The sequence below is a fragment of the Kosakonia sp. Marseille-Q7440 genome, assembly GCF_965119485.1.
Genome location: NZ_CBCPLT010000002.1, coordinates 1,338,881 through 1,361,914, shown reverse-complemented (window position 1 = coordinate 1,361,914; position 23,034 = coordinate 1,338,881). Strand labels below are relative to the sequence as shown.

Sequence of the window (23,034 nt, the reverse complement as noted above, 5' to 3'; positions counted from 1 at the left end):
TAAAACAATAAGATAGATAGCAGTAACACCCGACCGGCTGCTAACGTTATGCGGTCTGTGTCCCTTACTACGCGGTGCTAATAAGCGAGAACACTATGTCCAGAGCCGTGAATGCCCTACAAAATTTTGGTAAGTCCCTTTTTGGCCCGGTGCTCATTTTGCCGATCGTTGGCCTGTTTATTGCCTTCGGTAATATCTTCGGCAATGGCAATCTGGCCGAATACCTTCCCTTTCTTGGTCACCCTCTTATTCAGCATACGGGTCAGTTGATCGCCAAATCCGCCGTTTCGGTGCTCGCCAACCTTGCGCTGGTGTTTGCCGTCGGGATCCCGGTCGGTCTGGCCTCGCGTGATAAAGGCTATGCCGCGCTGATTGGTCTGGTGACCTTTATCGTTTTCATTAATGCCATGAACGTCACGCTGCAATTGCAGGGCGCGCTGGCACCGGCCGATCAGATGAAAGCCGCAGGCCAGGGGATGGTGCTGGGCGTGCAGGTGCTGGAGATGGGCGTTTTCGCAGGCATCCTCACCGGCGCGCTATCGGGCTATCTCTACGACCGCTACTCCCGCGTGCAGTTTTCCGGTGCGATGGCGATCTACTCCGGGCACTGCTTTGTCGCGATTATTATGTTGCCGGTCTCAATGGTGCTCGGCGTGGTGATGAGCGAGCTGTGGCCCTTCGCTCAGCACGGCATCAGCGCGCTGGCGCTGGCGATTAAAGGCGCAGGTCCGTTTGGCGTGGCGGTGTACGGTTTCCTGGAGCGCATTCTGGTGCCAACCGGCCTGCATCATCTGGTCTATACGCCGTTTTTGTATACCGAACTGGGCGGCACGGCTGAGGTGTGCGGCAGCAGCTATCAGGGCGCGCGCAACATCTACTTTGCCGAAATGGCCTGCCCGGGTGTGACCAAACTGAGCAGCACCGTGGTGTGGGATGCGCGCGGCATCAGCAAGATGTTTGGCCTGCCCGCAGCGGCGCTGGCGATGTATGTGACGGCGAAACCGGAGCGCAAAGCCGCGGCAAAAGCGATTTTGATCCCCGCCGCGCTCACTTCGCTGCTGGTTGGCGTCACCGAGCCGATTGAGTTCTCTTTCCTCTTTATCGCTCCGCTGCTGTTCGTGGTGCATGCGGTGCTGACCGGCATCGGCATGATGCTCTTCTCACTCTTCGGCGTTCATGCCATCGGCGCGAACGGCATTATCGACTTCATTCTCTACAACCTGCCGCTCGGCACCGAAAAGTCCAACTGGCCGATGTATCTGCTGGTCGGGCTGATTATGTTCGCCCTCTACTTCGTCACCTTCCGCTTCCTTATTTTGCGCTTCAACATGAAAACGCCGGGACGCGAGGAGGAGAGCGAAGAGACGCGCCTCTACAGCAAGCAGGAGTACCAGGCGAAGGGGAATAACGACGCAGTGGGCGAAGCGATTATCAGTGGCCTCGGCGGGCGCGAAAATATCGAGGTGGTGGACAACTGCTACACCCGCCTGCGCGTAACGGTAAAAGATGTAGCGGCTATCAATGAGCCGCAGCTGAAAGCTACCGGCGCGAAAGGCGTGATTAAACAAGGTAATAACGTTCAGGTGGTCTACGGGCTGCATGTCAAAAAAATGCGAGAAGCTGTTGAGATGTTTCTCTGAAGGAGTCCAGAAATGGTTAAACCCCCGTTTATCTTATCCATTGCCGGTGGTGGCAGCACTTACACGCCGGGCATCGTCAAAAGCCTGATGGTGCGGCTGGAGGATTTCCCGCTGGCGGAAATTCGCCTCTACGACATTGATGCCGAGCGTCAGAACACCATAGCGCCGGTGGTCGAGAAGGTGATTCGCGACCACAGCGAGAGCATCAAATTTACCGTCACGAATGATGCCGAAACCGCCTTTCGCGGCGCGCACTTTGTCTTCGCCCAGATGCGCGTCGGCCAGTACAAGATGCGCGAGCAGGATGAAAAAATCCCGCTGCGCCACGGCGTGGTTGGCCAGGAGACCTGCGGGCCAGGCGGGCTGGCCTACGGCCTGCGCACCATTTTGCCGATGGTCGAGCTGATCGACCTGGTCGAGCGCTACGCGGATAAAAAAGCCTGGATCGTTAACTACTCCAACCCGGCAGCGATTGTCGCTGAAGGTGTACGCCGTCTGCGCCCGCACGCGCGGGTGCTCAATATTTGCGATATGCCGGTGGCGGCGATGCGCAATATGGGCGCGATCCTCGGCGTCGATCGTCACCAGCTTGAGGTCGACTACTTTGGCCTGAACCACTTCGGCTGGTTTACCCAGGTGCGCGTCGATGGCGAAGATCGCCTCCCTGCCCTGCGCGAGCACGTCGCGCGCTTTGGCCTGCTGACGGAAGACGCCGCACAGACCGATCCGCAGCATGCCGATCCCTCGTGGGTAAAAACCTGGCGCAACATCAAGCCGATTATGGATCACTTCCCGGAGTATCTGCCGAACCCCTATTTGCAGTACTACCTGATGCCGAACGAGATTGTCGATCATCAGGATCCGAACTACACCCGCGCCAATGAGGTGATGGACGGGCGCGAGAAAAAACTGTTCGCCGCGGCGGCTGAGTATAAGCAGACCGGCATTCTGCCCGATGCTTTCCACGTCGGCGTTCACGGGGCGTTTATTGTCGATGTCGCCTGTTCGCTGGCCTTCAACCTGCGCCAGCGTCACCTGGTGATTGTTGAAAACAAGGGCGCGATTGCCAATCTGCCATACGACGCAATGGTGGAAGTGCCGGCTTACATCACCAGTAACGGGCCGGAGCCGGTACGCATGGGCGCAGTGCCGCTGTTCCACCAGACGCTGCTGATGCAGCAGCTGGCCTCGGAGCAGCTGCTGGTGGAAGCGACGATGGAGGGGAGCTACGAGAAGGCGTTGCAGGCCTTTACCCTTAACCGCACCGTGCCGACCATGCAGCATGCGAAAGCGATCCTTGATGAAATGATTACCGCCAACCAGGATTACTGGCCAGCGCTGCAAAAAGCCTGGGAAAACGGCAAAGCGGTGTAATTTTCCGAGGTGGCTCGCGGCGCGAGAGATGGTAGCTTGTCGGGTAGTGAAAAAACGTTAACAATTCAGATAACTGTTGATGACCCGGAGGCACCATGTCCACCTCTTTTTTTGTCGCGGCCGACTGGCTGATAGAGCACAGCGATGATCCTGAAATCCAGCTGATTGATGCCAGAATGGCGCCGGTTGGCCAGGAGCATCGCGATATGAAAGCGGAGTACCGCGCCGGACACCTGCCCGGTGCGGTCTTTTTTGATATTGAAGCCCTCTCCGATCACACCTCTCCCCTACCCCATATGCTCTCTCGCCCGGAGACGTTTGCCGTCGCCATGCGCGAGTTAGGCGTCTGCCAGGATAAACACCTGGTGGTGTATGACGAAGGTAACCTCTTCTCCGCGCCGCGTGCCTGGTGGATGCTGCGCAAGGTTGGCGTTGAGAAGGTCTCCATTCTCGCTGGTGGTCTGGCGGGCTGGCAGCGTGACGCCCTGCCGTTACAGCAGGGCGATGTCGCGCTGCCGGAGTCTGATTTCACCGCCAATTTCGATCCTTCCGTGGTGAAAAAAGTGACCGATGTGCTGCTGGCGAGCCACGAAGGCACCGCGCAGCTGGTCGATGCCCGTCCGGCACCGCGTTTTAGCGGCGAAGTGGACGAGCCGCGCCCAGGCCTTAAGCGCGGTCATATTCCCGGCGCGCTCAATGTGCCATGGGTCGATCTAGTGGCGGACGGTGAACTGAAAACCACCGATGAACTGCTGCGTATTTTCCAGCGCCAGGGTGTTGATCTGCATAAGCCGATTATCGCCAGCTGTGGCTCCGGCGTGACCGCCGCAGTGGTGCTGCTGGCGCTGGAGACGCTCGGCGTCAATACGGCAACGCTCTATGACGGCTCGTGGAGTGAATGGGGCGCGCGCGACGATCTGCCTGTCGAAAGCGCGTAGATGGATAACCGACTTGCGCCTTTGCTGACGCGCGGGGAGTCACTCTCCCGCGCTGAATACCGCGTGCTGGCTCATCTTACGGAGCACCCGCTGCTGGTGGGCAATATTACCGTGCGCGCGCTGGCGCAGGCGACCTATGTTTCGACAGCGACGATTATTCGCCTCTGTCAGAAGCTGGGGTTTAGCGGTTTTAGCGAGTTTATCTGGCACTGCAAGCAGCTGCTGGCCGATACGCCGCACCTGGCGGAGCAGCACCATGACGGTGTTGGCGAGCTGCCCGCGCTGTTCCAGCAGTTTATGGTCAATTATCAGCACACCTTTCAGTGGGTGACCGAGGAGAAGCGGCGGCAGTTTGCCAGCCTGCTGCGCGAGCGGGAGAGCTTTTTTCTCTACGGCGCGGGGTTCTCCTATCTGTTTGCCGAGTACCTGACCAAAAAGTTACAGGTGCTGGGCAAGACGGCGTTTATCTCCGGCCCTGGCGACAGCCGCAATATCTTTCTCAGCAACGCCGCGCGTTATCAGGTGTTTATTGCCGTTTCGCGCAGCGGCGAGACCGAGCAGGTGCTGGATAAGGCGCGGATTGCGCGAACGGTGGGGATGACGGTGGTGGCCTTTACCCGCGCGTCGGCCAATTCGCTGGCGGCGCTGGCGGATGTCCATTTCGCCCTTTACGACGAGGCGGTGCATTTCGCCGCCGAAGCGGCGGGGATCACTTCGTTTGAGTCCAACCTGGTGCTGCTGATGGATCTGCTGTTGCTGGAAGCAACGCAGGCCGGGTAGCTGTGCGGAAAAATGCCTGATGGCGCTGCGCTTATCAGGCCTACAAAAGCGGTACATTGCAAACTCGCAAAACCGTAGGCCGGATAAGGCGTTTATGCCGCCATCCGGCATTAACACGGCACCAAAAACGTAGGCCGGATAAGGCATTTATGCCGCCATCCGGCATGCAAACGGCACCAAAACCGTAGGCCGGATAAGGCGTTTACGCCGCCATCCGGCATTAACACGGCGCCGAAACCGTGAATCGCCATCGGCAATCTCACGCTGAATGTTTCGTCAACTCCCGGCGCGCCCACGCGCTTTCCGCGTATTCATTAAGCGCGACGTAAAACTCTTCGATGGATAACTTCTCGCGCTGCTCGCCTTTCAACAGGCCGCCGGGCAGGCTCAATACCACTTTGCGGTTTTTCGGCTCAAAGATGAAGTTGCGCACCAGTCGGCTGACAACCAGCTTCGGCGGCTGATACCCCTCGCGCCAGAAAAGATCGATAAATACCCAATCGTTAATGCTGCGAATGCCGATATTCTCAATCGCGTCGAGCATAAACGGCGCGCTAAGCTGATAGCTCTCAATCCCCTGCGCCGTCAACGTAAAGAGCGGCTGGCGCACGCGGGTGTACATTGTCCAGCTTGCCAGCGCAAAAAGCAGTGAACCAGCCACAAGGCCGAAGGTGATCATATCCATCGGACTGTTGGCCGAAGAGTTCCACTGAATGCTCAGCGTAAACACCATCACCGCAGCCGCCGCGCAGAGCACCGTCAGCCCAACAAAGATCCACAGATTCTTCTTGCGTAGTGAGACCACCAGCGTATCGGTGGCGCGGGAAGCGAGATCTTTTAGCTCAGACTGATAAGCCTCGTAATGGGCGTCAACTTCGCTGGCCATGCCGCTGGTTAGCGCCTTCGAGAGCGCAGAGGCATCGCGAAACAGGCTGCGCATCCAGAGATAATCCGCTTCCCCGACCGGGCGCGACGCTTGCGCCATCAGCGCCTCATCCAGCGGAACTTTCAACTGTTCAATACGCGCACGGGTCGGCGGATGGCTGTCGGTCGGGTGCGCCAGCGCCTCTTCCAGTGATGCGGAGAGATCGAACCGGTCGCCATTGCGCAGTTCAGTAAAGAGGCTATGCACCAGATCGTCAGTCGCCAGTTTGCGCTGGAAAAACTGCTCCATCGGCCCCTGAAAACGCTCATTGAGGGCAGAGAAACGTAGCAGCGACGCGGCAAGCGCCATCGATGAACTGGTGCGCGCCCCGGCGGCATCCGCTGCGAGTTCACGCACGCGGCTCCAGCCACTTACCGTTTCGTGGAACTGACGGAAAAACCACATGCCAAGATGGATGGTCGGATTCAGCGCCAGACGCTCCAGCCAGCCGCTGCCGCCAACATCACGGTAGAAGTAGTTGAGACTGTTCTCCATCCCGGCGTAAAGCCCGGCAAAGTGCAGCGTATAGAGGGTGTCATTGCCGGAGAAGTGCCCCAGCTCGTGACCGATGACCGCTGCCACCTCCTCTTTGTTCATAAACGCCGCATAGCTGAGCGGGAAATAGAGGGTGTTGCCGGTAAGACGTTCGCCCTTCTCGATTTGCACCGGGCTTGCGGTGACATAGAAGCCTTCGAACAGGCCCACCACAATGTTATCCGGGACTATTGCCTGCCCGCGCTGTGCAAGCTCCCTCACCCAGCGCCAGAGTTCCGGCGCATCGTTTTCGCGCACGGCGGTGCCGTGCACCTCCATATCCTGCGGCTCAAACAGGGTGAAACATTTTTTCAGCAGGAAGAGGCTCTTCAACACCATAATCAACAGGGAGCCAATCACCAGCAGGATGAAGAGCACCAGCTTGATGTTTAACGCGCTCGCTGGCCCCAGGGTGTAGAGCCAACAGATTTCATACAAGAAGACCGCGATCAGCGCAAAACCGATGCAGGACATCACGGTGACCATGATAAAAGGCAGCAGTTTGCGACAGAGGTTAAAGGCGACAATCAGATGATCGGCGGAGATGCGCGCCCTGCGCACGCTGTAGAAACAGAGCGCTACCGCGCTGGTGCTGGCAAGCAGTGCCATCAGAGAGAGAAAGATACCGGCTTTCGACAGAAAGTGGCGCAGCAGATCGGCCGCTGCGCTGTGCCCGACGGTGCCATATCGCGTGACCTGGTAGACATAGCCATCATCGATGCGAATGTTTTGCCAGCAGGAATAAACAAGCAATAAGAGGGGCACGCCGAAGCAGTAGAGCAGAGTTTTTCTGTCCATAACCTTAACCGTAAAGAAACGTAAAAGCGCACCCTACCACAGGGGTGGGCTGAATACATTCCCCACGAATTTAGGGGGGTAAGCGGTACGGGGGGTACCGCCTGAGACTTTAGATAATGCGGTTGGTTTTGAAATCGCGCAGGAAGCTGCCCCAGCGGCGTTCGTAGAACGGGGTGATGTGCGCCAGCATAAAGTGGCTGATGCCCTTCTCACCTTCGGTGACCTGGCAGATATCAACTGGCTCATCGCCCGGTAGCGTATCGGTCGCCACGCTGCCCGCGGCATGAATGATCTCTTCAATATCGCCTTCGGCTTCAATGCCGATTAACAGGTTCGCCTGCGCGTCGGCCTGCTCTTTGATGGAGCAGATAAAGGCGCGTTTAACGGTTTTGATGCTTTTGAACAGCGTGGTCAGGGAGTCGACCACCTGCGCGGGCGGCTCGGCAACTTCCGAGAGCAGCAGCGCGGTACCGCCTTCAAGCACCTCTTGCTGGCTGAGCGGGCTGCCCTCTCCGCCAACCAGATGGCTGATTTCACGCGGGGTGAACTCTTTCCCGGTCGGAAGTTTAGCGTTAAGGAACAGGGTTTCGCCGAGCGTCATTTCAAACAGCGTGCGCGCGGGCATCACCACAAAGGCCTGCTCGTCGTCGACCGCCTGTTGCAGCGCTGCAAGGGAGGTGAAAAAGGGGATCACCGAGGTGCCGTCATCTTTTTCCCAGTGCTGGATATCGAGCGCGCTCTCTTCCACCACCGCTTCGCCTTCTGCGGCATTGCCTGGCACCCAGACGGTAGAGTCGAGCAGTGTGCGGAAAAAGGCCGGACGGTAAGCGGGTTCGGTCGCCGCCTGCTCAAGCAGGGTTTCTAATTCGTTTTTCGTTTCAGACATAGGATCTCTGGTTCGTTTTCGTGCGTCATCGCGCCCGGGGTTTTGCGCATTGCCGGATGGCGGCGTTGCCTTATCCGGCCTACGTTTACGGGCGCAACCCGTGGCTATGGGCCGCTTTATTGCCGGATGGCGGCGAAACGCCTTATCCGGCCTACGGTTGCTTTTGTAGGCCTGATAAGCGTAACGCCATCAGGCACACCGCTTACTCGGCGGTCAACAGATTGGCAACGGTGCGCACACCCAACCCTGTCGCACCGGCGGCCCACTGCTCAACGGCGGATTTACGATAGGTCGCCGAGCAGTCGATATGCAGCCAGCCCTGCTGATAATTTTCCACAAAGTGCGAAAGGAAACCGGCGGCGGTGCTCGCCCCTGCCGGGAAGGCCGCGCTAGCGGTGTTGTTCAGCTCGGCAAAGTTGGACGGCAACTGGTGACGGTGGAACTCTGCCAGCGGCAGACGCCAGAACGGCTCGTTTTCCGCCGCTGCGCTGTTAAGCAGGCGGCCCGCCAGCGCGTCATCGAAGCTGAACAGCGCATGGTAATCATTGCCCAGCGCGGTTTTCGCCGCACCGGTCAGCGTCGCGGCATCGATAATCAGCTGCGGTTTTTGCGCAGAAGCGTCAATCAGCCCATCTGCCAGCACCAGACGCCCTTCCGCGTCGGTGTTCATCACCTCAACTTTTTTACCGTTGCGGTAGTGAATAATATCGCCCAGCTTAAACGCATTGCCGCTGACCATATTGTCAGCGCAGCAGAGCCACAGCTTAACGCGCTTGTTCAGACCACGATTGATGGCAAACGCCAGCGCACCGGTAACCAGCGCCGCACCACCCATATCGGATTTCATCGAATCCATAAATGCGCTCTGCTTCAGGCTGTAGCCGCCGGTATCAAAGGTGATGCCTTTGCCCACCAGCGCGGCGTAGACCGGCGCATCCGGGTTACCGGTCGGGTTGTAATCAAGCGCCAGCAGCACTGGCGGACGCTCGGAGCCGCGCCCTACGGTATGCAGCCCCATGTAATTCTGCTCGCGCAGATCTTCGCCTTTGGTAATGCGGTAAGAAACCTTGTCGCCGCCAACGCTGAAGAGCAGATCGACCGCGCGCTGCGCCAGCTGCTCCGGCCCTAGCTCTTCCGCCGAGGCATTGATGGTGTCGCGCACCCAGTCGATCACTTTCAGGCGGCTATCCAGCTCTTTCTGCTCTGCTTCATCAAGCTGCGCCCATTCGACTTTACGCGTCCCTTTCGGCCCTTTATAGCCAGACCAGAACGCCCAGCTGCGATCCGCGTCCCACCCTTCGCCGCTCAGGGCGACGTGTTTGATACCGAGGCCGTCGATTTTGCGCGCCGCGCGCTGAATAAGGCCAAGATCGTCTTTGCCGGTTAAGTGCAGTGCAATGCCGTCGTTGTTGATGCTGTAGGCTGCTTTTTCACCCCAGCGCGCGTCGGCGGGCTGCGTGGTGAGGGTGACTTTCATAGCTTCTGTCATTCTTTTTATCCTTTTCACAATCGCCGGAGGGCAAATGCCCGTTCCGGCCAACGGTTGTGTCCATAAAAACGGGCCACCCGAAGGCAGCCCGTTTGATGATTATGCTGCTTCGTCTAACCAGACTAGCAGAATCGCTTCAAGAATTTTTTCATTCGATGCAGCCGGATCGTCATCAAACTCTTCCAGCTCGCAGATCCACTGATGCATATCGGTGAAACGTACGGTGGTCGGGTCAACGTCCGGGCGGCTGTCATACAGCGCTTCGCCGATTTCACGGCTGTCGGTCCACTTCAGCCCCATCTTAGTGCTCCCGCGCGTGGTTGATGGTGTAACGCGGGATCTCGACCACCAGATCTTCATCGGTGATGCGTGCCTGGCAGCCTAAACGGCTCTCCGGCTCCAGACCCCAGGCTTTATCCAGCATGTCATCTTCGTCTTCGCTGCTTTCCGGCAGCGAGTCAAACCCTTCACGCACCACGCAGTGGCAGGTGGTGCAGGCGCAGGATTTTTCACAGGCGTGTTCAATCTCAATGCCGCCGCGCAGGGCGACATCCAGAATCGTTTCACCGCTCTTAGCTTCCAGAACTGCGCCATCCGGACAGAGGTCCTGATGAGGCAGAAAAACAATTTTAGGCATATTAAACCTCGTCGACGGAATGGCCTTTTAATGCGCTGCGTACGGACTGGTCCATACGACGCGCGGCGAATTCCTGGGTTTGTTTATCTACATTTTTAATGGCGTGTTCGATGGCGTCGGTATCATCGGTTTCAGCAACCGCGCGCAGCTGCGCGACTGCCTCGTCGATCTCCGCCCGCTCTGCGGCGCTTAGCAGCGCGGCATCCGCGGCGATCGCGCTGGTGACACTCTCCAGCACGCGCGCGGCTTCCACTTTCTGCTCCGCCAGCATGCGCGCTTTCACGTCCTGCTCGGCGAAACTCATGGAGTCTTTGATCATGTCGGCGATTTCGCCGTCGGTCAGCCCGTAAGAGGGTTTCACCTGGATGGAAGCTTCTACGCCGGTCGATTTTTCCATCGCCGTGACGCTCAGCAGGCCATCGGCATCCACCTGGAAGGTAACGCGAATATGCGCCCCGCCCGCTGGCATTGCCGGGATGCCGCGCAGTGAGAAACGCGCCAGCGAGCGGCAGTCGCTCACCAGTTCACGCTCGCCCTGCATCACGTGGATCGACATCGCGGTTTGCCCATCTTTGAAGGTGGTGAACTCCTGCGCACGCGCCACCGGAATGGTGGTGTTACGCGGGATCACCTTCTCAACCAGGCCACCCATGGTCTCCAGCCCTAACGACAGCGGAATGACATCCAGCAGCAGCATTTCGCTGTCCGGCTTGTTGCCGACCAGAATATCAGCCTGAATAGCCGCGCCAATGGCGACCACTTTATCCGGGTCGATGGAGGTCAGCGGCGTGCGGCCAAAAAACTCGCCGACACGTTCGCGCACCAGCGGCACGCGGGTCGAACCGCCGACCATCACCACTTCCAGCACCTCATCAGCTTCAACGCCCGCATCTTTCAGGGCGCGGCGGCAGGAGAGCAGCGTGCGTTTTACCAGCGGCGCGATTAACGCGTCGAACTGTTCGCGGGTGATTTCACCCTGCCAGCCCGCGACGTTGACCGCCACGCGGTCGGCATCGCTCAGGGCGATTTTGGCAGCAATCGCCGCGTCCAGCAGTTCGCGCTGCTGACGGGCGTCGCTGCGTTCGGAGATGCCCGCCTGCTCGCAGATAAAGTCCGCCAGCAGGTGGTCGAAATCGTCGCCGCCGAGAGCCGAATCACCGCCGGTAGCCAGCACTTCAAACACACCGCGGCTCAGGCGCAGGATCGAGATATCAAAAGTGCCGCCGCCGAGATCGTAGACGGCAATAACGCCCTCTTTACCGGAGTCGAGACCGTAGGCGATCGCCGCCGCCGTCGGTTCGTTCAGCAGGCGCAGCACGTGCAGGCCCGCCAGACGCGCGGCGTCTTTGGTGCCCTGGCGCTGAGCGTCATCGAAATAGGCAGGCACGGTGATCACTACGCCATCCAGCTCGCCTGCCAGCGATTCTTGCGCGCGGGCGGCAAGGGCTTTCAGGATATCGGCGGAGACGCGGATCGGGTTAACCAGACCGGCGCGGGTGACAATCATCGGCAGGCCGTTTTCGCTCGCCTGGAACTGCCACGGCAGGTGCGGATAACGCGCCTGGATATCCGCAAGGCTGCGGCCCATCAGGCGTTTTACCGAGCTGATGGTGTTGACCGAATCGAGCGCGGCATTGTTGCGCGCATCAAAGCCAACCACGTGGCTTTCGGCCTGATAGTGGACGACAGAGGGGAGCAGATGGCGCCCGGCGCTGTCGGCCAGCGTTTCCGCCTGGCCGCTACGTACCGTCGCCACCAGCGAGTTGGTGGTCCCGAGGTCGATGCCTGCCGCCAGCCGACGCTGGTGCGGTGCGGCGCTCAGACCCGGTTCACTGATTTGTAATAAGGCCATGATGTGCTTCCAGAAAATTAAAAACCGAGCAGTTTTTCTTCGAGTTGTTCTGTTGAGCTGCGCAGTTTATCGAGAAAACGTAGTTTACGCACGGTATCCGCCGCCGTCTCCCACGCTTGTGCATCAAGTTGTTCAACCATCTGCTGGTGACGGGCGTCATACATGCCTTTGATACGCGCCTGAAAAGCTTCCAGACGGGCGGCGTCTTCAGCCTGGCCAATCTCATCCAGCTCTTCGCGCAGCTCCAGCTGCTCCATCAGGAAAGCGGTGTCGCGCACGGTGTGCTGTTCCGAGGCCAGATCGAAGCCGTGCAGCGAGAGCAGATACTCTGCGCGCATCAGCGGATGGCGCAGGGTTTGCCATGCCTGGTTGATGGTCGCGGATTGCTGTACGGCGGCCAGTTGCTCAGACTGCGGCTGGCTGGCGAAGCGATCGGGGTGGAACTGCCGTTGCAGATCCTGGAAACGCGTGGCCAGCGCCTGGGTGTCGAGTGGGTACTGGGCCGGCAACCCAAAGAGGGTGAAGTAATCCATAACAATTCCGGGTATGCAATCGTAACAAACCCCACGCGCAGGCGACTGCGGTGGGGTCATCGTCAGAGGCGATTAGACGTGGAAGCTTTCGCCGCAACCGCACTCATCTTTCACGTTCGGGTTGGTGAACTTAAACCCTTCGTTGAGGCCTTCTTTTACGAAGTCCAGCTGAGTGCCGTCGAGGAACTGCAGGCTTTTGCCGTCAACCACTACCTTCACGCCTTTGTCTTCGAACACCGTATCTTCATCGTTCGGTGCGTCGACAAATTCCAGCACGTAAGCCATACCAGAACAACCGGAGGTTCTCACCCCCAGGCGCAGGCCAAACCCTTTACCACGGTTGGCCAGGAAGGCATTTACTCGCGCGGCGGCACTGTCGCTGAGGCTAATGGACATGACAACAACCTCCTGCCTTATTTCGCGTCTTGTTTACTTTTGTAATCCGCAATCGCGGCTTTAATCGCATCTTCTGCCAGGATAGAGCAGTGGATTTTAACCGGCGGCAGTTCCAGCTCTTCGGCGATATCGGTGTTCTTGATCGCCTGCGCTTCGTCCAGAGACTTGCCCTTCACCCATTCGGTGACCAGCGAGCTGGACGCGATGGCAGAGCCACAGCCGTAAGTTTTGAAACGCGCGTCTTCGATAATGCCTTTATCGTTAACTTTGATCTGCAGTTTCATTACGTCGCCACACGCCGGTGCGCCAACCATGCCGCTACCGATGCTGTTGTCACCGTTGTCGAACGAGCCAACGTTGCGCGGGTTTTCGTAGTGATCGATTACTTTTTCGCTATAAGCCATTTTTTATTCTCCTGTTTGCGCAACCTAAAATTAATGATGAGCCCATTCGATGGATTCGAGATCCACGCCCTGCTTGAACATCTCCCACAGTGGAGAGAGATCGCGCAGACGGCCGATGGATTTGCGGACCAGCTCGATGGTGTAGTCAATCTCTTCTTCAGTGGTGAAACGCCCTAAAGAGAAACGGATGGAGCTGTGTGCCAGTTCATCATTCATGCCCAACGCGCGCAGCACGTAGGACGGTTCCAGGCTTGCAGAGGTACAGGCTGAACCAGAAGAGACAGCCAGATCTTTCAGCGCCATGATCAGCGACTCGCCTTCAACGTAGTTAAAGCTGACGTTGAGGATGTTCGGTGCGCCGTGCTCAAGATCGCCGTTCAGATAGACTTCTTCGATATCGTTGATGCCGTTCCACAGACGGTTGCGCAGCACGCGCAGACGCGCCATTTCGCTCTCCATCTCTTCTTTCGCGATACGGTAAGCTTCGCCCATGCCAACGATCTGGTGAACAGGCAGAGTGCCGGAACGCATGCCGCGCTCGTGACCGCCGCCGTGCATCTGCGCTTCGATACGGATACGCGGTTTACGCTGTACGTAGAGTGCGCCGATACCTTTCGGGCCGTAGATTTTGTGGCCGGAGAAGGACATCAGATCGACTTTCAGCTGGCTCAGATCGATCGGCAGTTTGCCGACGCTCTGGGTGGCGTCAACGTGGTAGATAATGCCGCGCGCACGGCACATTTCGCCGATAGCCGCGATATCCTGCACCACGCCGATTTCGTTATTCACGTGCATGATAGAGACGATGATGGTGTCGTCACGCATCGCCGCTTCGAGTTCTTTCAGATCGATAATGCCGTTACGCTGCGGGGCGAGGTAAGTCACTTCAAACCCTTCGCGCTCAAGCTGGCGACAGGTGTCCAGCACGGCTTTGTGTTCGGTTTTGCTGGTGATGATGTGCTTGCCTTTTTTCTGGTAGAAATTGGCAGCGCCTTTAATCGCCAGGTTGTCGGATTCGGTTGCACCGGAGGTGAAGACGATTTCGCGCGGGTCAGCGCCAACCAGTTCAGCAATCTGGTTGCGGGCGATATCTACCGCCTCTTCAGCCTGCCAGCCGAAACGGTGCGAACGGGAAGCAGGGTTACCAAAGGTCCCGTCCAGGGTGAGAAACTGCATCATTTTCTCGGCAACACGCGGATCCACCGGCGTGGTTGCGGAGTAGTCGAGATAGATCGGTAATTTCATTGCTCTTTAAACTCCGTACATCGCTCTAATGCAAGGAATCAGGCAACCGGCTGGATGTACGACCGTGTTAACAGGGCATCAGTCGATGCCCTGGCCCGATTCTGAATTCAGTTTAATTATTATGCGCGCAGCTTAACGTCGATCGCGTCCTGGCCACGGGTGTTACGATGGGATTCGTTGCTGTGCTGACGGTCAGAGACGTCGAGGATTTCCTGATTATTCACCAGCTCACCGAGGGTGATGTTGTTCAGGAAACCGGTCAGGCGATCGCTCAGATCGCGCCACAGCGCGTGGGTCAGGCACTTATCGCCGCCCTGGCAGCCACCTTTACCCTGGCAACGGGTCGCATCGACAGATTCGTCAACGGCGCTAATCACTTCGCCGACGGCGATGCTGTTCGCATCTTTGCCCAGCAGATAACCACCGCCGGGACCACGTACGCTGGAAACCAGGCCGTTTTTACGCAGGCGGGAAAAAAGCTGCTCCAGGTAGGAGAGGGAAATTCCCTGACGCTCGGAAATATCAGCCAACGGCACCGGGCCCGATTCGGAGTTGAGCGCAACGTCCAGCATTGCGGTCACGGCATAACGCCCTTTAGATGTCAGTCTCATGTCTTACAAGCCTCAAACTCGCCCCTGCCCGGGGTTTATTATTAAAATGTTAACGTTGCATAGCAGACGCAAGTCTGACATTCCTGACTAAAATGGTCAACTATTTAGTTGACTGTTTTAGTCAAGTATTCGCCGCTTCGCTTAATCGCCCGCCAGGACAGGGTTTGTCGCCTGAATTACCCTTTTTGCTTCTGCTCAATCGACGCCAGAATGCCGCGCAGGATGTTCAATTCCTGGCTCTCCGGACGAGCGCGAGTGAAGAGGCGGCGCAGTTTATTCATCACCTGGCCGGGGTGGCTTTCACGGATAAAACCGGTGGAGAGCAGCGTCTGCTCCAGGTGACCGTAGAAGCGCTCGAGATCGTCGACCAGCGGGTAAGGCGTCTCTTCCTGCTCTGCGGTCGGCGCATCGCTCTCCTGCTTTGCCAGCCACGCCATGCGCACTTCATAGGCGATGACCTGTACCGCCATCGCCAGGTTCAGCGAGCTGTACTCCGGGTTGGCAGCAATCGCCACGTGATAGTGGCACTTCTGCAACTCTTCATTGGTCAGCCCAACGCGCTCGCGGCCAAACACTAACGCTACCGGTGCGTGTTCCGCTTCACCGATGCTCTTCAGACCGCATTCGCGCGGATCGAGCATCGGCCACGGCAGCGTGCGTGAACGCGCGCTGGTGCCAACCACCAGGCTACAACCGGCTAAGGCTTCATCTAAGGTGTCGACGATCTGCGCATTGCCGATCACATCGCTGGCACCTGCGGCCAGCGCGATAGCCTGTGAATCGGGTTTGACCAGCGGGTTAACCAGCCAGAGATTGGTTAAGCCCATGGTTTTCATGGCACGGGCAACGGAGCCCATGTTGCCGGTATGGGAGGTTTCAACTAAGACAATACGAATATTTTGCAGCATAGGTTTTCTACGGCTAAAGAATATTGCCGGATACTATCATAAAGCTGAGACATAATTCGAATTCGCTGGTATGATACGCGCCGTTTTCCGTTCTTTAACATCCAGTGAGAGATATCGATGCATCCGATGCTGAATATCGCCGTGCGTGCTGCGCGCAAGGCGGGTAATTTAATTGCCAAAAACTACGAAACACCTGACACCGTAGAGACCAGCCAGAAAGGCAGCAATGATTTCGTGACCAACGTTGATAAAGCTGCTGAAGCGGTAATTATCGACACCATCCGCAAATCTTACCCGCAACACACCATCATCACCGAAGAGAGTGGCGAGCACGAAGGCACCGACCCGGATGTACAATGGGTTATCGATCCTCTGGATGGCACTACTAACTTCATCAAACGCCTGCCGCACTTCGCGGTATCTATCGCCGTTCGTATTAAAGGTCGCACAGAAGTTGCGGTCGTTTACGATCCGATGCGTAACGAACTCTTCACTGCAACTCGTGGCCAGGGCGCACAGCTCAACGGTTACCGTCTGCGCGGCAGCACCGCTCGCGATCTGGACGGCACCATTCTGGCGACCGGCTTCCCGTTCAAGGCGAAGCAGCACGCAACTACCTATATCAACATCATTGGCAAACTCTTTACCGAATGCGCGGACTTCCGCCGCACCGGTTCTGCCGCGCTGGATCTGGCCTATGTTGCCGCCGGTCGCGTTGATGGTTTCTTTGAGATTGGCCTGAAGCCATGGGATTTCGCCGCGGGTGAACTGCTGGTTCGCGAAGCGGGCGGTCTGGTGTGCGATTTCACCGGCGGTCATAACTATATGATGACCGGTAACCTCGTCGCCGGTAACCCGCGCGTGGTGAAAGCGATGCTGGCAAATATGCGTGAAGAGCTGAGCGACGCGCTGAAGCGTTAATCCTCTCGCAGGCAGGGTTTTGTGAATTGCCTGATGGCGCTACGCTTATCAGGCCTACAAAAGCAGAACCCGCAGCATTACAGCAACACCCCGCCATTCGTAGGCCGGATAAGGCGTTTACGCCGCCATCCGGCAACAAAAGCAGCACCCCGCAACACGTAGGCCGGATAAGGCCTTGCGCCGCCATCCGGCAACAAAAGCCGCACCCCGCAACATGTAGGCCGGATAAGGCCTTGCGCCGCCATCCGGCAACAAAAGCCGCACCTTAGCCTGGATTAAAAGGGGCGTAATCCGCCGCCCGGCGGTAATGCGCTCATCCACATCACCACTGCCGCACTAACCAGCACCACGCCACCCGCTAACGCCAGCGTCGTCCAGCCGATTTGCCGCCATAGCACCGGCGCGCGTTTACCGCTTATTTTCACCGCCAACTGGCGAAAACCGTGTACCAGCAACGCCAGCCCGCTGATGGTCAGCGAGGTTCCGGCAGCCATCGCCAGCGCAGAGGCCACACCCCAGGCGAAAACGCCAATCACTTTACTGAACAGCAGCACCATAATGGCGCCGGAACAGGGCCGCATACCCATCGACAGCACAATCACCAGCCGTGCGCGCCAGTCGCCGCCGTTTTGCAGCTGCGTCTGCGTCGGCAGATGCTGATGACCACATCCGCAGTTGTCGTGATGAACATGATGTGGCGTAAAGGCGCGAAACTTCGGCACATGCAGCAGCTGACGCAGGCGCTTAAGCGCGCGCCAGCAGAGCAGCAGCCCCAGCACGCCGACCAGCAGATAACTCCCCTTCTCCAGCCAGTAACCGCTAAGGTGCAACTGCCGGGCGGGCAGCGCCAGCAGGCTCAGCACCACAACCACCAGTAAAATCGCCACCAGCCCCTGTAGCAGAGACGATGCCAGCGTCAGGCCGATAGCGGGTTTTAATTTTGAGGGATGGGTCGCAAGCCAGGTGGTGATCACCACTTTGCCATGGCCTGGCCCCAGCGCATGCAGCACGCCATAGACGAAGCTGAACAGCAACAGCGTGCCGCCCGCTTTGGTCGGGTTTTCGGCCACCGCTTTCAGCAGCGTGCTCATCTGTATATTCACTTCGCGCTGCCAGAGCGCGCTTCTCATCACCACCTGCGGCCACGCCTGCCAGAGCCAGAGTGCGCCGAGCACGGCAATCACCATAAACAGCAGCAGCGGCCACCACTGCAATACGCGCCGTTTGCGCGCCATCTGTTGGCTGATTACTGACATAGCAGCGTCACCGTTTGAGCAAACTGTTTACCCAGTTCCATATCCTCCTCCGGGGCGTCGGTCTTATCCAGCGACTGCGCATAGCTCAGCACCTCTTCGCCGGGTTTCGGTGTATGTAGCGTGGTTTTACAGCTCGATTGCAGCGCTGCGGGCAGCGTGACATCGCTCTCTTTGTCGTAGCGCATATCCACGTAATAGGTCGGATCGAAGGTCGAGAAAGTGTATTTCTGCCCCTTCAGCGGCTGCGGCTCCGCCAGCGGCAGCACAAAGGTCAGCACCGCCTGGTGCGCCTCACGCGCGAGGCTATACTCGCTCGGGCGGTTGAGGAACTTTACCTTCTGCCCGTTGTGCCACATTTCGGTGAAGTAGTGTTGGCCGAGCACGTTTGCCATCACTTCCGCCGCCAGCTTTTTCCAGATCTCCTCGCCGGGCTTTGCGTTACCGGCGTCATAGAGCAGGTCGGCGGAGGTGATCTCATCCATCGTCCAGCGCATTTTCAGGCCGGTAAACTGGCCGTTTTCGCCAACCAGTTGCGTCTTGATCACGATAAAGCTGTGCGGGTGCGCCATAAGAGAAAACGATAAAAGCGCGAGAAAAAGCCCCAATACCCACTGTTTAACTGATTGCATCTCTTCCTCACGTAAAAAATTCTGTGATGCTCCCCGGCATTCCTGGTCGAAAATGCGGCGGCTGCGCTGTCGCTCAAGATACCTTTAACTACGCTTATCAAATAGCCCTTTTTCCCAACCCTAACTGGACCCTGACAGATGACCATGACGCTGACCCCACCATCTGTGCTCTCCAGCCCGCAGCGTCGCTGCCAGGTGCTACTGCTGCTTGCCCTGCCGGGACAAGGTATCACCATGAAAAACATCAGCGCCATTAATGGCGTGGATGATACCGTAGCCCTGCAGGATATCGCGGAGACGCAAAGCGAGATCCAACTTTACCACCGGCTTTCCATCGTGCCTTACGGTAATGGCGGTTACCGCATCGAAGGCACGCCGCTCGATCAGCGCCTGTGCCTGCTGCACTGGCTGCGCCGCGCCCTGCGCCTCTGCCCGCAATTCATTACTGAACACTTTACGCCCGCTTTAAAAACGGCACTTAAACAGCAGGGCATTGCGCGCACACTCTATGACGATATTAATCTGCACGCGTTGATCAACCTCTGCTCGCGCCGCCTGAAACGCTCGTTTGAGTGTCGCGATCGCCAGTTTTTGGGCCTCTATTTGCAGTACTGCCTGTTGCAGCATCATAGCGGCCATTCGCCGGAGTTTAACCCTGTTCAGCAAGCATGGGCGCAGATGCGCGCCGAGTATCTGGTGGCGCAGGATATTGTCCGCCACTGGCAGCGCCGCGTTGCCGCCACCGCCCATGAGAATGAGCACCTCTTTTTAACCCTGCTGTTTATGCTGGTGCGCACGCCCGATCCGGGCAACGACGATCATCAGCAGGATCACCGCCTGCGCCTGGCCATCAGCCAGATGATTGCCCACTTCCATCAGCTTTCCGGTATGCATTTCAGCGACGAGCAGGGGCTGACCAATCAGCTCTATATTCACCTCGCCCAGGCGCTGGATCGCAGTTTGTTCGGTATCGGCATCGATAACACATTGCCAGCAGAGATTAATCAGCTCTACCCGCGCCTGATGCGCACCACGCGCACGGCGTTAGAGGGACTGGAAACGGAGTATGGGCTGCGCTTTAGCGATGAGGAAGCGGGACTGGTTGCGGTGATTTTTGGGGCCTGGCTGATGCAGGAGAGCGATCTACATGAGAAGCAATTGGTGCTGATTACTGGCGACGATAGCGCCAGAGAGCAGGAGATTGAGCAGCAGCTGCGCGAGTTAACGCTGCTGCCGCTCACCATTCGTTACTTGCCGCTGGAGAGCTTCCGCGAAGAGGGCGCGCCGAAAGATGTGACGCTAATCATCACCCCTTACACCACGCCGCTGCCGCTCTTCTCCGCGCCGCTGATCCACACCGACGGGCTGCTGAGCGACCAGCAGCAGGAGCATATTCGCATTATGCTTGAGGGCTCCCCTTCTGCGCGGCGACCGTTGGACGCAGGATCAGCGCTGGCAATGCCAGCAACGCCATAATAAAGAACAGCCCCTGATGCAGATGTTCGAAGAGGAAACCAGCGATCATCGTCATCAGGGCAATACTTCCGCCCATCGCCACGGCGGAGTAAACCGCCTGGAGCCGGATCACCTCACTCCCCTGCCGGGCGGAGATGTAGCGCATTGCCGCCAGGTGGCAAACGGTGAAGGTGCCGCAGTGCAGGATTTGCGCGACAACCAGCCACGGCAGCGCAATGGTCCAGCCCATCAAACTCCAGCGAACCAGCCCGCAAACCGCGGAGAGCAGCAGCAGATCGCGCGCGCTGAAGCGGCGGAACAGACGGTTGCTGAGCGTAAAAATCACCACTTCCGCCACCACGCCCAGTGACCATAAATAGCCCACCGTTGAGGCGGAGTAGCCTACCGACTGCCAGTAGATGGCGCTGAAGCCGTAATAGGCCGCGTGCGCGCCCTGTAACAACGAAACGCAGGCGAGAAAGCGCCAGTTCTGCACAATCAACGTGCGCCAGGCGGGCCAGCCTGCGCCATCCTGCTGGCGGTTTTCACCCTGTGGCAGGATCGTCGGGCGCAGCAGCATACCAAGCAGCATTGAGGCGGTACCGAGCGACAACATCACCAGAATCGCCCGGTAGTCATAAAGGCTGACCAGTTTGCCGGTCAGCGCCGAGCCAATCACGAAGGCGATCGATCCCCACACCCTGACGCGGCCATAATCCATCGGAAACTGTTTTTGCCACGTGCCCGCCAGCGCATCCGTCAGCGGCACCAGCGGCGAGAAGAAGAGGTTAAAGCCGACAATCACCACCGCCAGCCAGGCGACATGGCTTCCGGCGTAGAAGGCCATCGCAAAGATAAGCGTAGCCAGCGCCAGCACGCGCAGGGCGGTAATTAATCGGGAGGGGTCGCTTACGCGCGGGGCAATCAACAGGCTACCGAGAAAACGGGCAACGAGACCGGCGCCAAGCAGCATACCGATGATTTCCGGGGTTAACCCGACGCCTTTGAGCCACACGCCCCAGAAGGGTAAGAAGATGCCGTAACTGAAAAAGTAGGTGAAATAAGCGAGCGCCAGCCAGCGCGTTGACTGCAGAACCATGATTTCCTCCTGAATCGAAGCGTTAGTCTGGCGGCAAACGCCTGGCCTGGCAAGCAACAATCAGGTAACAAATTTGCCTAAGCGCAGGTTTTGCAACATTAAAACGCGCCGGGCAGAATGCATCGCTGGCGAGCAGGCAAAAAAAAGCCCGCTTCACAGGAAGCGGGCTTGTTTGATGTCGGAAACTTATGCGTAAACCGGGAAACGGGCGCAGATATCCAGCACTTTTTGTTTTGTGCGCTCAATCACAGCTTCGTCGTTGATGCTGTCCAGCACGTCACACATCCAGCCTGCCAGCTCTTTAACTTCCGCTTCTTTGAAGCCGCGACGGGTCACAGCCGGCGTACCGACGCGGATACCGGAGGTGACAAACGGGCTCTTCGGATCGTTCGGCACGCTGTTTTTGTTAACGGTGATGTTGGCACGGCCCAGCGCAGCGTCCGCTTCTTTACCGGTCAGGTTTTTATCAACCAGATCCAGCAGGAAGAGGTGGTTATCGGTACCGCCAGAAACCACGTTGTAGCCGCGCGCAAGGAACACTTCCACCATCGCTTTGGCGTTTTTCGCAACCTGCTGCTGGTAGGTTTTGAACTCCGGCTCCATCGCCTCTTTCAGCGCCACCGCTTTACCAGCGATAACGTGCATCAGCGGGCCGCCCTGGCCGCCAGGGAAGACGGCAGAGTTCAGTTTTTTGTACAGATCTTCGCTGCCGCCCTTCGCCAGGATCAGGCCGCCGCGCGGACCCGCCAGGGTTTTGTGGGTGGTGGTGGTAACAACGTGCGCATGCGGAACCGGGTTCGGGTAGACGCCTGCGGCAATCAGACCGGCAACGTGGGCCATATCGACAAACAGGTACGCGCCGATGCTGTCAGCGATTTCACGCATTTTGGCCCAGTCAACCACGCCGGAGTAAGCAGAGAAGCCGCCGATGATCATTTTCGGCTTATGTTTTTGCGCCTGCTCATTGAGTTCGTTGTAATCAATGTGGCCCGTTTCATCGATGCCGTAAGGGACGATGTTGTAGAGTTTGCCGGAGAAGTTAACCGGAGAGCCGTGAGTCAGGTGGCCGCCGTGCGCCAGGTTCATACCGAGCACGGTATCGCCCGGCTCCAGCAGCGTGGTGTAGACGGCGAAGTTAGCCTGTGAGCCAGAGTGCGGCTGAACGTTGGCGTAATCTGCGCCAAACAGCTCTTTCGCGCGGTCGATCGCCAGCTGTTCAACGATATCGACATATTCACAGCCGCCGTAGTAACGCTTGCCCGGGTAACCCTCGGCATATTTGTTCGTCAGCTGAGATCCCTGCGCCTGCATAACGCGCGGGCTGGTGTAGTTTTCGGAGGCGATCAGTTCAATGTGCTCTTCCTGACGTACTTTCTCCTGCTCCATAGCCTGCCACAATTCGGCATCATAATCGGCAATGTTCATTTCACGCTTTAACATCCGCATCTCCTGACTCAGCTAACAAAAACAACTCTCAATGAGGGCCCGATTTCGGGGACGGCTGACAGTATAACTGATTAATATTCTGAGAACAGGTCTTGACAAAGGTTTTTGCGCAAACGATTGGCTGCCCGTCGCACAAGGCTTTGAGCAATAACGGGCTTCGGTCGGGAAAGGGATTTCTTTTCAGCTTTGTGATGCAACTTCTTCACGTTCGATAACCCCTCTTTCATTACGCCCTTTACAAGCTAATGCTCGCGGCCTTAAGATGCATTTAAAATACA

21 protein-coding genes and 2 pseudogenes are annotated in these 23,034 nt (G+C 57.8%); 7 read left to right on the top strand and 16 right to left on the bottom strand.

The genetic code is table 11. The features are described 5' to 3' along the window. The first annotated feature begins 95 nt into the window (after positions 1-95). The 4 genes from ACWPW2_RS20295 to ACWPW2_RS20280 all read left to right on the top strand — a co-directional run bounded on the left by ACWPW2_RS20295 (position 96) and on the right by ACWPW2_RS20280 (position 4,732). Positions 96-1,640, top strand: coding sequence for a PTS transporter subunit EIIC (locus tag ACWPW2_RS20295; protein WP_289745009.1), 1,545 nt, complete (start codon positions 96-98; stop codon positions 1,638-1,640). A 12-nt stretch (positions 1,641-1,652) separates the two neighbouring features. Beyond that, a complete protein-coding gene (locus ACWPW2_RS20290) occupies positions 1,653-3,014 on the top strand; it encodes a 6-phospho-alpha-glucosidase (RefSeq protein WP_023481248.1) in 1,362 nt (453 codons plus the stop codon). 95 nt (positions 3,015-3,109) lie between these two features. Continuing rightward, a complete protein-coding gene (sseA, locus tag ACWPW2_RS20285; protein WP_312120830.1) occupies positions 3,110-3,952 on the top strand; it encodes a 3-mercaptopyruvate sulfurtransferase in 843 nt (280 codons plus the stop codon). Next, complete coding sequence (locus tag ACWPW2_RS20280) at positions 3,953-4,732, top strand: MurR/RpiR family transcriptional regulator (protein ID WP_023481216.1); 780 nt, start codon at positions 3,953-3,955, stop codon at positions 4,730-4,732. It begins immediately after the preceding gene. 259 nt (positions 4,733-4,991) lie between these two features. Here the strand turns inward: ACWPW2_RS20280 and ACWPW2_RS20275 are convergent, their stop codons facing one another. The 12 genes from ACWPW2_RS20275 to trmJ all read right to left on the bottom strand — a co-directional run bounded on the left by ACWPW2_RS20275 (position 4,992) and on the right by trmJ (position 15,950). Further along, positions 4,992-6,989, bottom strand: a complete 1,998-nt coding sequence (locus ACWPW2_RS20275) for a M48 family metalloprotease (RefSeq protein WP_454124986.1) — start codon at positions 6,987-6,989, stop codon at positions 4,992-4,994. Positions 6,990-7,098: 109 nt separating this feature from the next. After that, complete coding sequence (sseB, locus tag ACWPW2_RS20270) at positions 7,099-7,875, bottom strand: enhanced serine sensitivity protein SseB (protein ID WP_454124984.1); 777 nt, start codon at positions 7,873-7,875, stop codon at positions 7,099-7,101. A gap of 202 nt (positions 7,876-8,077) precedes the next feature. After that, a complete protein-coding gene (gene pepB / locus ACWPW2_RS20265) occupies positions 8,078-9,364 on the bottom strand; it encodes an aminopeptidase PepB (protein WP_454124982.1) in 1,287 nt (428 codons plus the stop codon). Positions 9,365-9,463: 99 nt separating this feature from the next. Then, the gene (iscX, locus tag ACWPW2_RS20260; protein WP_023481246.1) at positions 9,464-9,664 is read right to left on the bottom strand and encodes a Fe-S cluster assembly protein IscX; all 201 of its coding nucleotides are present in this window, start codon (positions 9,662-9,664) and stop codon (positions 9,464-9,466) included. Position 9,665: 1 nt separating this feature from the next. Further along, a complete protein-coding gene (gene fdx, locus ACWPW2_RS20255) occupies positions 9,666-10,001 on the bottom strand; it encodes an ISC system 2Fe-2S type ferredoxin (RefSeq protein WP_023481163.1) in 336 nt (111 codons plus the stop codon). Between the two features lies 1 nt (position 10,002). After that, positions 10,003-11,853 (bottom strand): Fe-S protein assembly chaperone HscA, encoded by a 1,851-nt coding sequence (gene hscA, locus ACWPW2_RS20250; protein WP_054803487.1) that lies wholly within the window; start codon positions 11,851-11,853, stop codon positions 10,003-10,005. Positions 11,854-11,870: 17 nt separating this feature from the next. Continuing rightward, on the bottom strand, positions 11,871-12,386 hold the full coding sequence (gene hscB / locus ACWPW2_RS20245) for a co-chaperone HscB (protein WP_454124979.1): 516 nt from the start codon (positions 12,384-12,386) through the stop codon (positions 11,871-11,873). 72 nt (positions 12,387-12,458) lie between these two features. Then, complete coding sequence (gene iscA, locus ACWPW2_RS20240) at positions 12,459-12,782, bottom strand: iron-sulfur cluster assembly protein IscA (protein WP_023481184.1); 324 nt, start codon at positions 12,780-12,782, stop codon at positions 12,459-12,461. A 17-nt stretch (positions 12,783-12,799) separates the two neighbouring features. Continuing rightward, entirely contained in the window at positions 12,800-13,186 is a 387-nt protein-coding gene (iscU, locus tag ACWPW2_RS20235; protein ID WP_023481244.1) for a Fe-S cluster assembly scaffold IscU, read from the bottom strand. Positions 13,187-13,216: 30 nt separating this feature from the next. Next, on the bottom strand, positions 13,217-14,431 hold the full coding sequence (gene iscS / locus ACWPW2_RS20230; protein WP_023481252.1) for a cysteine desulfurase: 1,215 nt from the start codon (positions 14,429-14,431) through the stop codon (positions 13,217-13,219). Between the two features lie 119 nt (positions 14,432-14,550). Then, on the bottom strand, positions 14,551-15,042 hold the full coding sequence (gene iscR, locus ACWPW2_RS20225; protein ID WP_023481145.1) for a Fe-S cluster assembly transcriptional regulator IscR: 492 nt from the start codon (positions 15,040-15,042) through the stop codon (positions 14,551-14,553). 176 nt (positions 15,043-15,218) lie between these two features. Then, positions 15,219-15,950 carry a tRNA (cytosine(32)/uridine(32)-2'-O)-methyltransferase TrmJ gene (trmJ, locus tag ACWPW2_RS20220; protein ID WP_042711559.1) on the bottom strand — a complete coding sequence of 244 codons (732 nt, stop codon included), beginning with the start codon at positions 15,948-15,950 and terminating at the stop codon, positions 15,219-15,221. A gap of 117 nt (positions 15,951-16,067) precedes the next feature. On the opposite strand from trmJ, the gene suhB reads away from it, so the two are divergent. Together suhB and ACWPW2_RS20210 are read left to right on the top strand one after the other, a co-directional pair. Next, on the top strand, positions 16,068-16,871 hold the full coding sequence (gene suhB / locus ACWPW2_RS20215; protein WP_023481152.1) for an inositol-1-monophosphatase: 804 nt from the start codon (positions 16,068-16,070) through the stop codon (positions 16,869-16,871). A gap of 26 nt (positions 16,872-16,897) precedes the next feature. Then, a pseudogene (locus ACWPW2_RS20210) lies at positions 16,898-17,140 on the top strand (hypothetical protein); the annotation flags it as partial. A 6-nt stretch (positions 17,141-17,146) separates the two neighbouring features. Here the strand turns inward: ACWPW2_RS20210 and ACWPW2_RS20205 are convergent. Further along, positions 17,147-18,127 (bottom strand): nickel/cobalt transporter, encoded by a 981-nt coding sequence (locus tag ACWPW2_RS20205; RefSeq protein WP_454124975.1) that lies wholly within the window; start codon positions 18,125-18,127, stop codon positions 17,147-17,149. Beyond that, complete coding sequence (locus tag ACWPW2_RS20200) at positions 18,118-18,756, bottom strand: DUF1007 family protein (protein WP_454124973.1); 639 nt, start codon at positions 18,754-18,756, stop codon at positions 18,118-18,120. Before ACWPW2_RS20200 ends, ACWPW2_RS20205 begins: the two co-directional genes overlap by 10 nt. Before the next feature lie 138 nt (positions 18,757-18,894). On the opposite strand from ACWPW2_RS20200, the pseudogene csiE reads away from it, so the two are divergent. Further along, positions 18,895-20,166, top strand: a pseudogene (csiE, locus tag ACWPW2_RS20195) (stationary phase inducible protein CsiE); the annotation flags it as partial. Here csiE and ACWPW2_RS20190 read toward each other — a convergent pair. Then, a complete protein-coding gene (locus ACWPW2_RS20190) occupies positions 20,156-21,310 on the bottom strand; it encodes a 3-phenylpropionate MFS transporter (RefSeq protein ID WP_454124971.1) in 1,155 nt (384 codons plus the stop codon). The pseudogene csiE and the gene ACWPW2_RS20190 overlap by 11 nt on opposite strands. A gap of 186 nt (positions 21,311-21,496) precedes the next feature. Further along, positions 21,497-22,750: a serine hydroxymethyltransferase gene (glyA, locus tag ACWPW2_RS20185; RefSeq protein WP_270222293.1), complete on the bottom strand. Its 1,254-nt coding sequence runs from the start codon at positions 22,748-22,750 to the stop codon at positions 21,497-21,499. Between the last annotated feature and the right edge of the window lie 284 nt (positions 22,751-23,034).

Excerpts from the sequence above, each read along its gene's own strand:
- ACWPW2_RS20295 (WP_289745009.1), top strand. The coding sequence starts at position 96 with ATGTCCAGAGCCGTGAATGCCCTACAAAATTTTGGTAAGTCCCTTTTT.
- ACWPW2_RS20290 (WP_023481248.1), top strand. The coding sequence starts at position 1,653 with ATGGTTAAACCCCCGTTTATCTTATCCATTGCCGGTGGTGGCAGCACT.
- sseA (WP_312120830.1), top strand. The coding sequence starts at position 3,110 with ATGTCCACCTCTTTTTTTGTCGCGGCCGACTGGCTGATAGAGCACAGC.
- ACWPW2_RS20280 (WP_023481216.1), top strand. The coding sequence starts at position 3,953 with ATGGATAACCGACTTGCGCCTTTGCTGACGCGCGGGGAGTCACTCTCC.
- ACWPW2_RS20275 (WP_454124986.1), bottom strand. The coding sequence starts at position 6,989 with ATGGACAGAAAAACTCTGCTCTACTGCTTCGGCGTGCCCCTCTTATTG.
- sseB (WP_454124984.1), bottom strand. The coding sequence starts at position 7,875 with ATGTCTGAAACGAAAAACGAATTAGAAACCCTGCTTGAGCAGGCGGCG.
- pepB (WP_454124982.1), bottom strand. The coding sequence starts at position 9,364 with ATGACAGAAGCTATGAAAGTCACCCTCACCACGCAGCCCGCCGACGCG.
- iscX (WP_023481246.1), bottom strand. The coding sequence starts at position 9,664 with ATGGGGCTGAAGTGGACCGACAGCCGTGAAATCGGCGAAGCGCTGTAT.
- fdx (WP_023481163.1), bottom strand. The coding sequence starts at position 10,001 with ATGCCTAAAATTGTTTTTCTGCCTCATCAGGACCTCTGTCCGGATGGC.
- hscA (WP_054803487.1), bottom strand. The coding sequence starts at position 11,853 with ATGGCCTTATTACAAATCAGTGAACCGGGTCTGAGCGCCGCACCGCAC.
- hscB (WP_454124979.1), bottom strand. The coding sequence starts at position 12,386 with ATGGATTACTTCACCCTCTTTGGGTTGCCGGCCCAGTACCCACTCGAC.
- iscA (WP_023481184.1), bottom strand. The coding sequence starts at position 12,782 with ATGTCCATTAGCCTCAGCGACAGTGCCGCCGCGCGAGTAAATGCCTTC.
- iscU (WP_023481244.1), bottom strand. The coding sequence starts at position 13,186 with ATGGCTTATAGCGAAAAAGTAATCGATCACTACGAAAACCCGCGCAAC.
- iscS (WP_023481252.1), bottom strand. The coding sequence starts at position 14,431 with ATGAAATTACCGATCTATCTCGACTACTCCGCAACCACGCCGGTGGAT.
- iscR (WP_023481145.1), bottom strand. The coding sequence starts at position 15,042 with ATGAGACTGACATCTAAAGGGCGTTATGCCGTGACCGCAATGCTGGAC.
- trmJ (WP_042711559.1), bottom strand. The coding sequence starts at position 15,950 with ATGCTGCAAAATATTCGTATTGTCTTAGTTGAAACCTCCCATACCGGC.
- suhB (WP_023481152.1), top strand. The coding sequence starts at position 16,068 with ATGCATCCGATGCTGAATATCGCCGTGCGTGCTGCGCGCAAGGCGGGT.
- ACWPW2_RS20205 (WP_454124975.1), bottom strand. The coding sequence starts at position 18,127 with ATGTCAGTAATCAGCCAACAGATGGCGCGCAAACGGCGCGTATTGCAG.
- ACWPW2_RS20200 (WP_454124973.1), bottom strand. The coding sequence starts at position 18,756 with ATGCAATCAGTTAAACAGTGGGTATTGGGGCTTTTTCTCGCGCTTTTA.
- ACWPW2_RS20190 (WP_454124971.1), bottom strand. The coding sequence starts at position 21,310 with ATGGTTCTGCAGTCAACGCGCTGGCTGGCGCTCGCTTATTTCACCTAC.
- glyA (WP_270222293.1), bottom strand. The coding sequence starts at position 22,750 with ATGTTAAAGCGTGAAATGAACATTGCCGATTATGATGCCGAATTGTGG.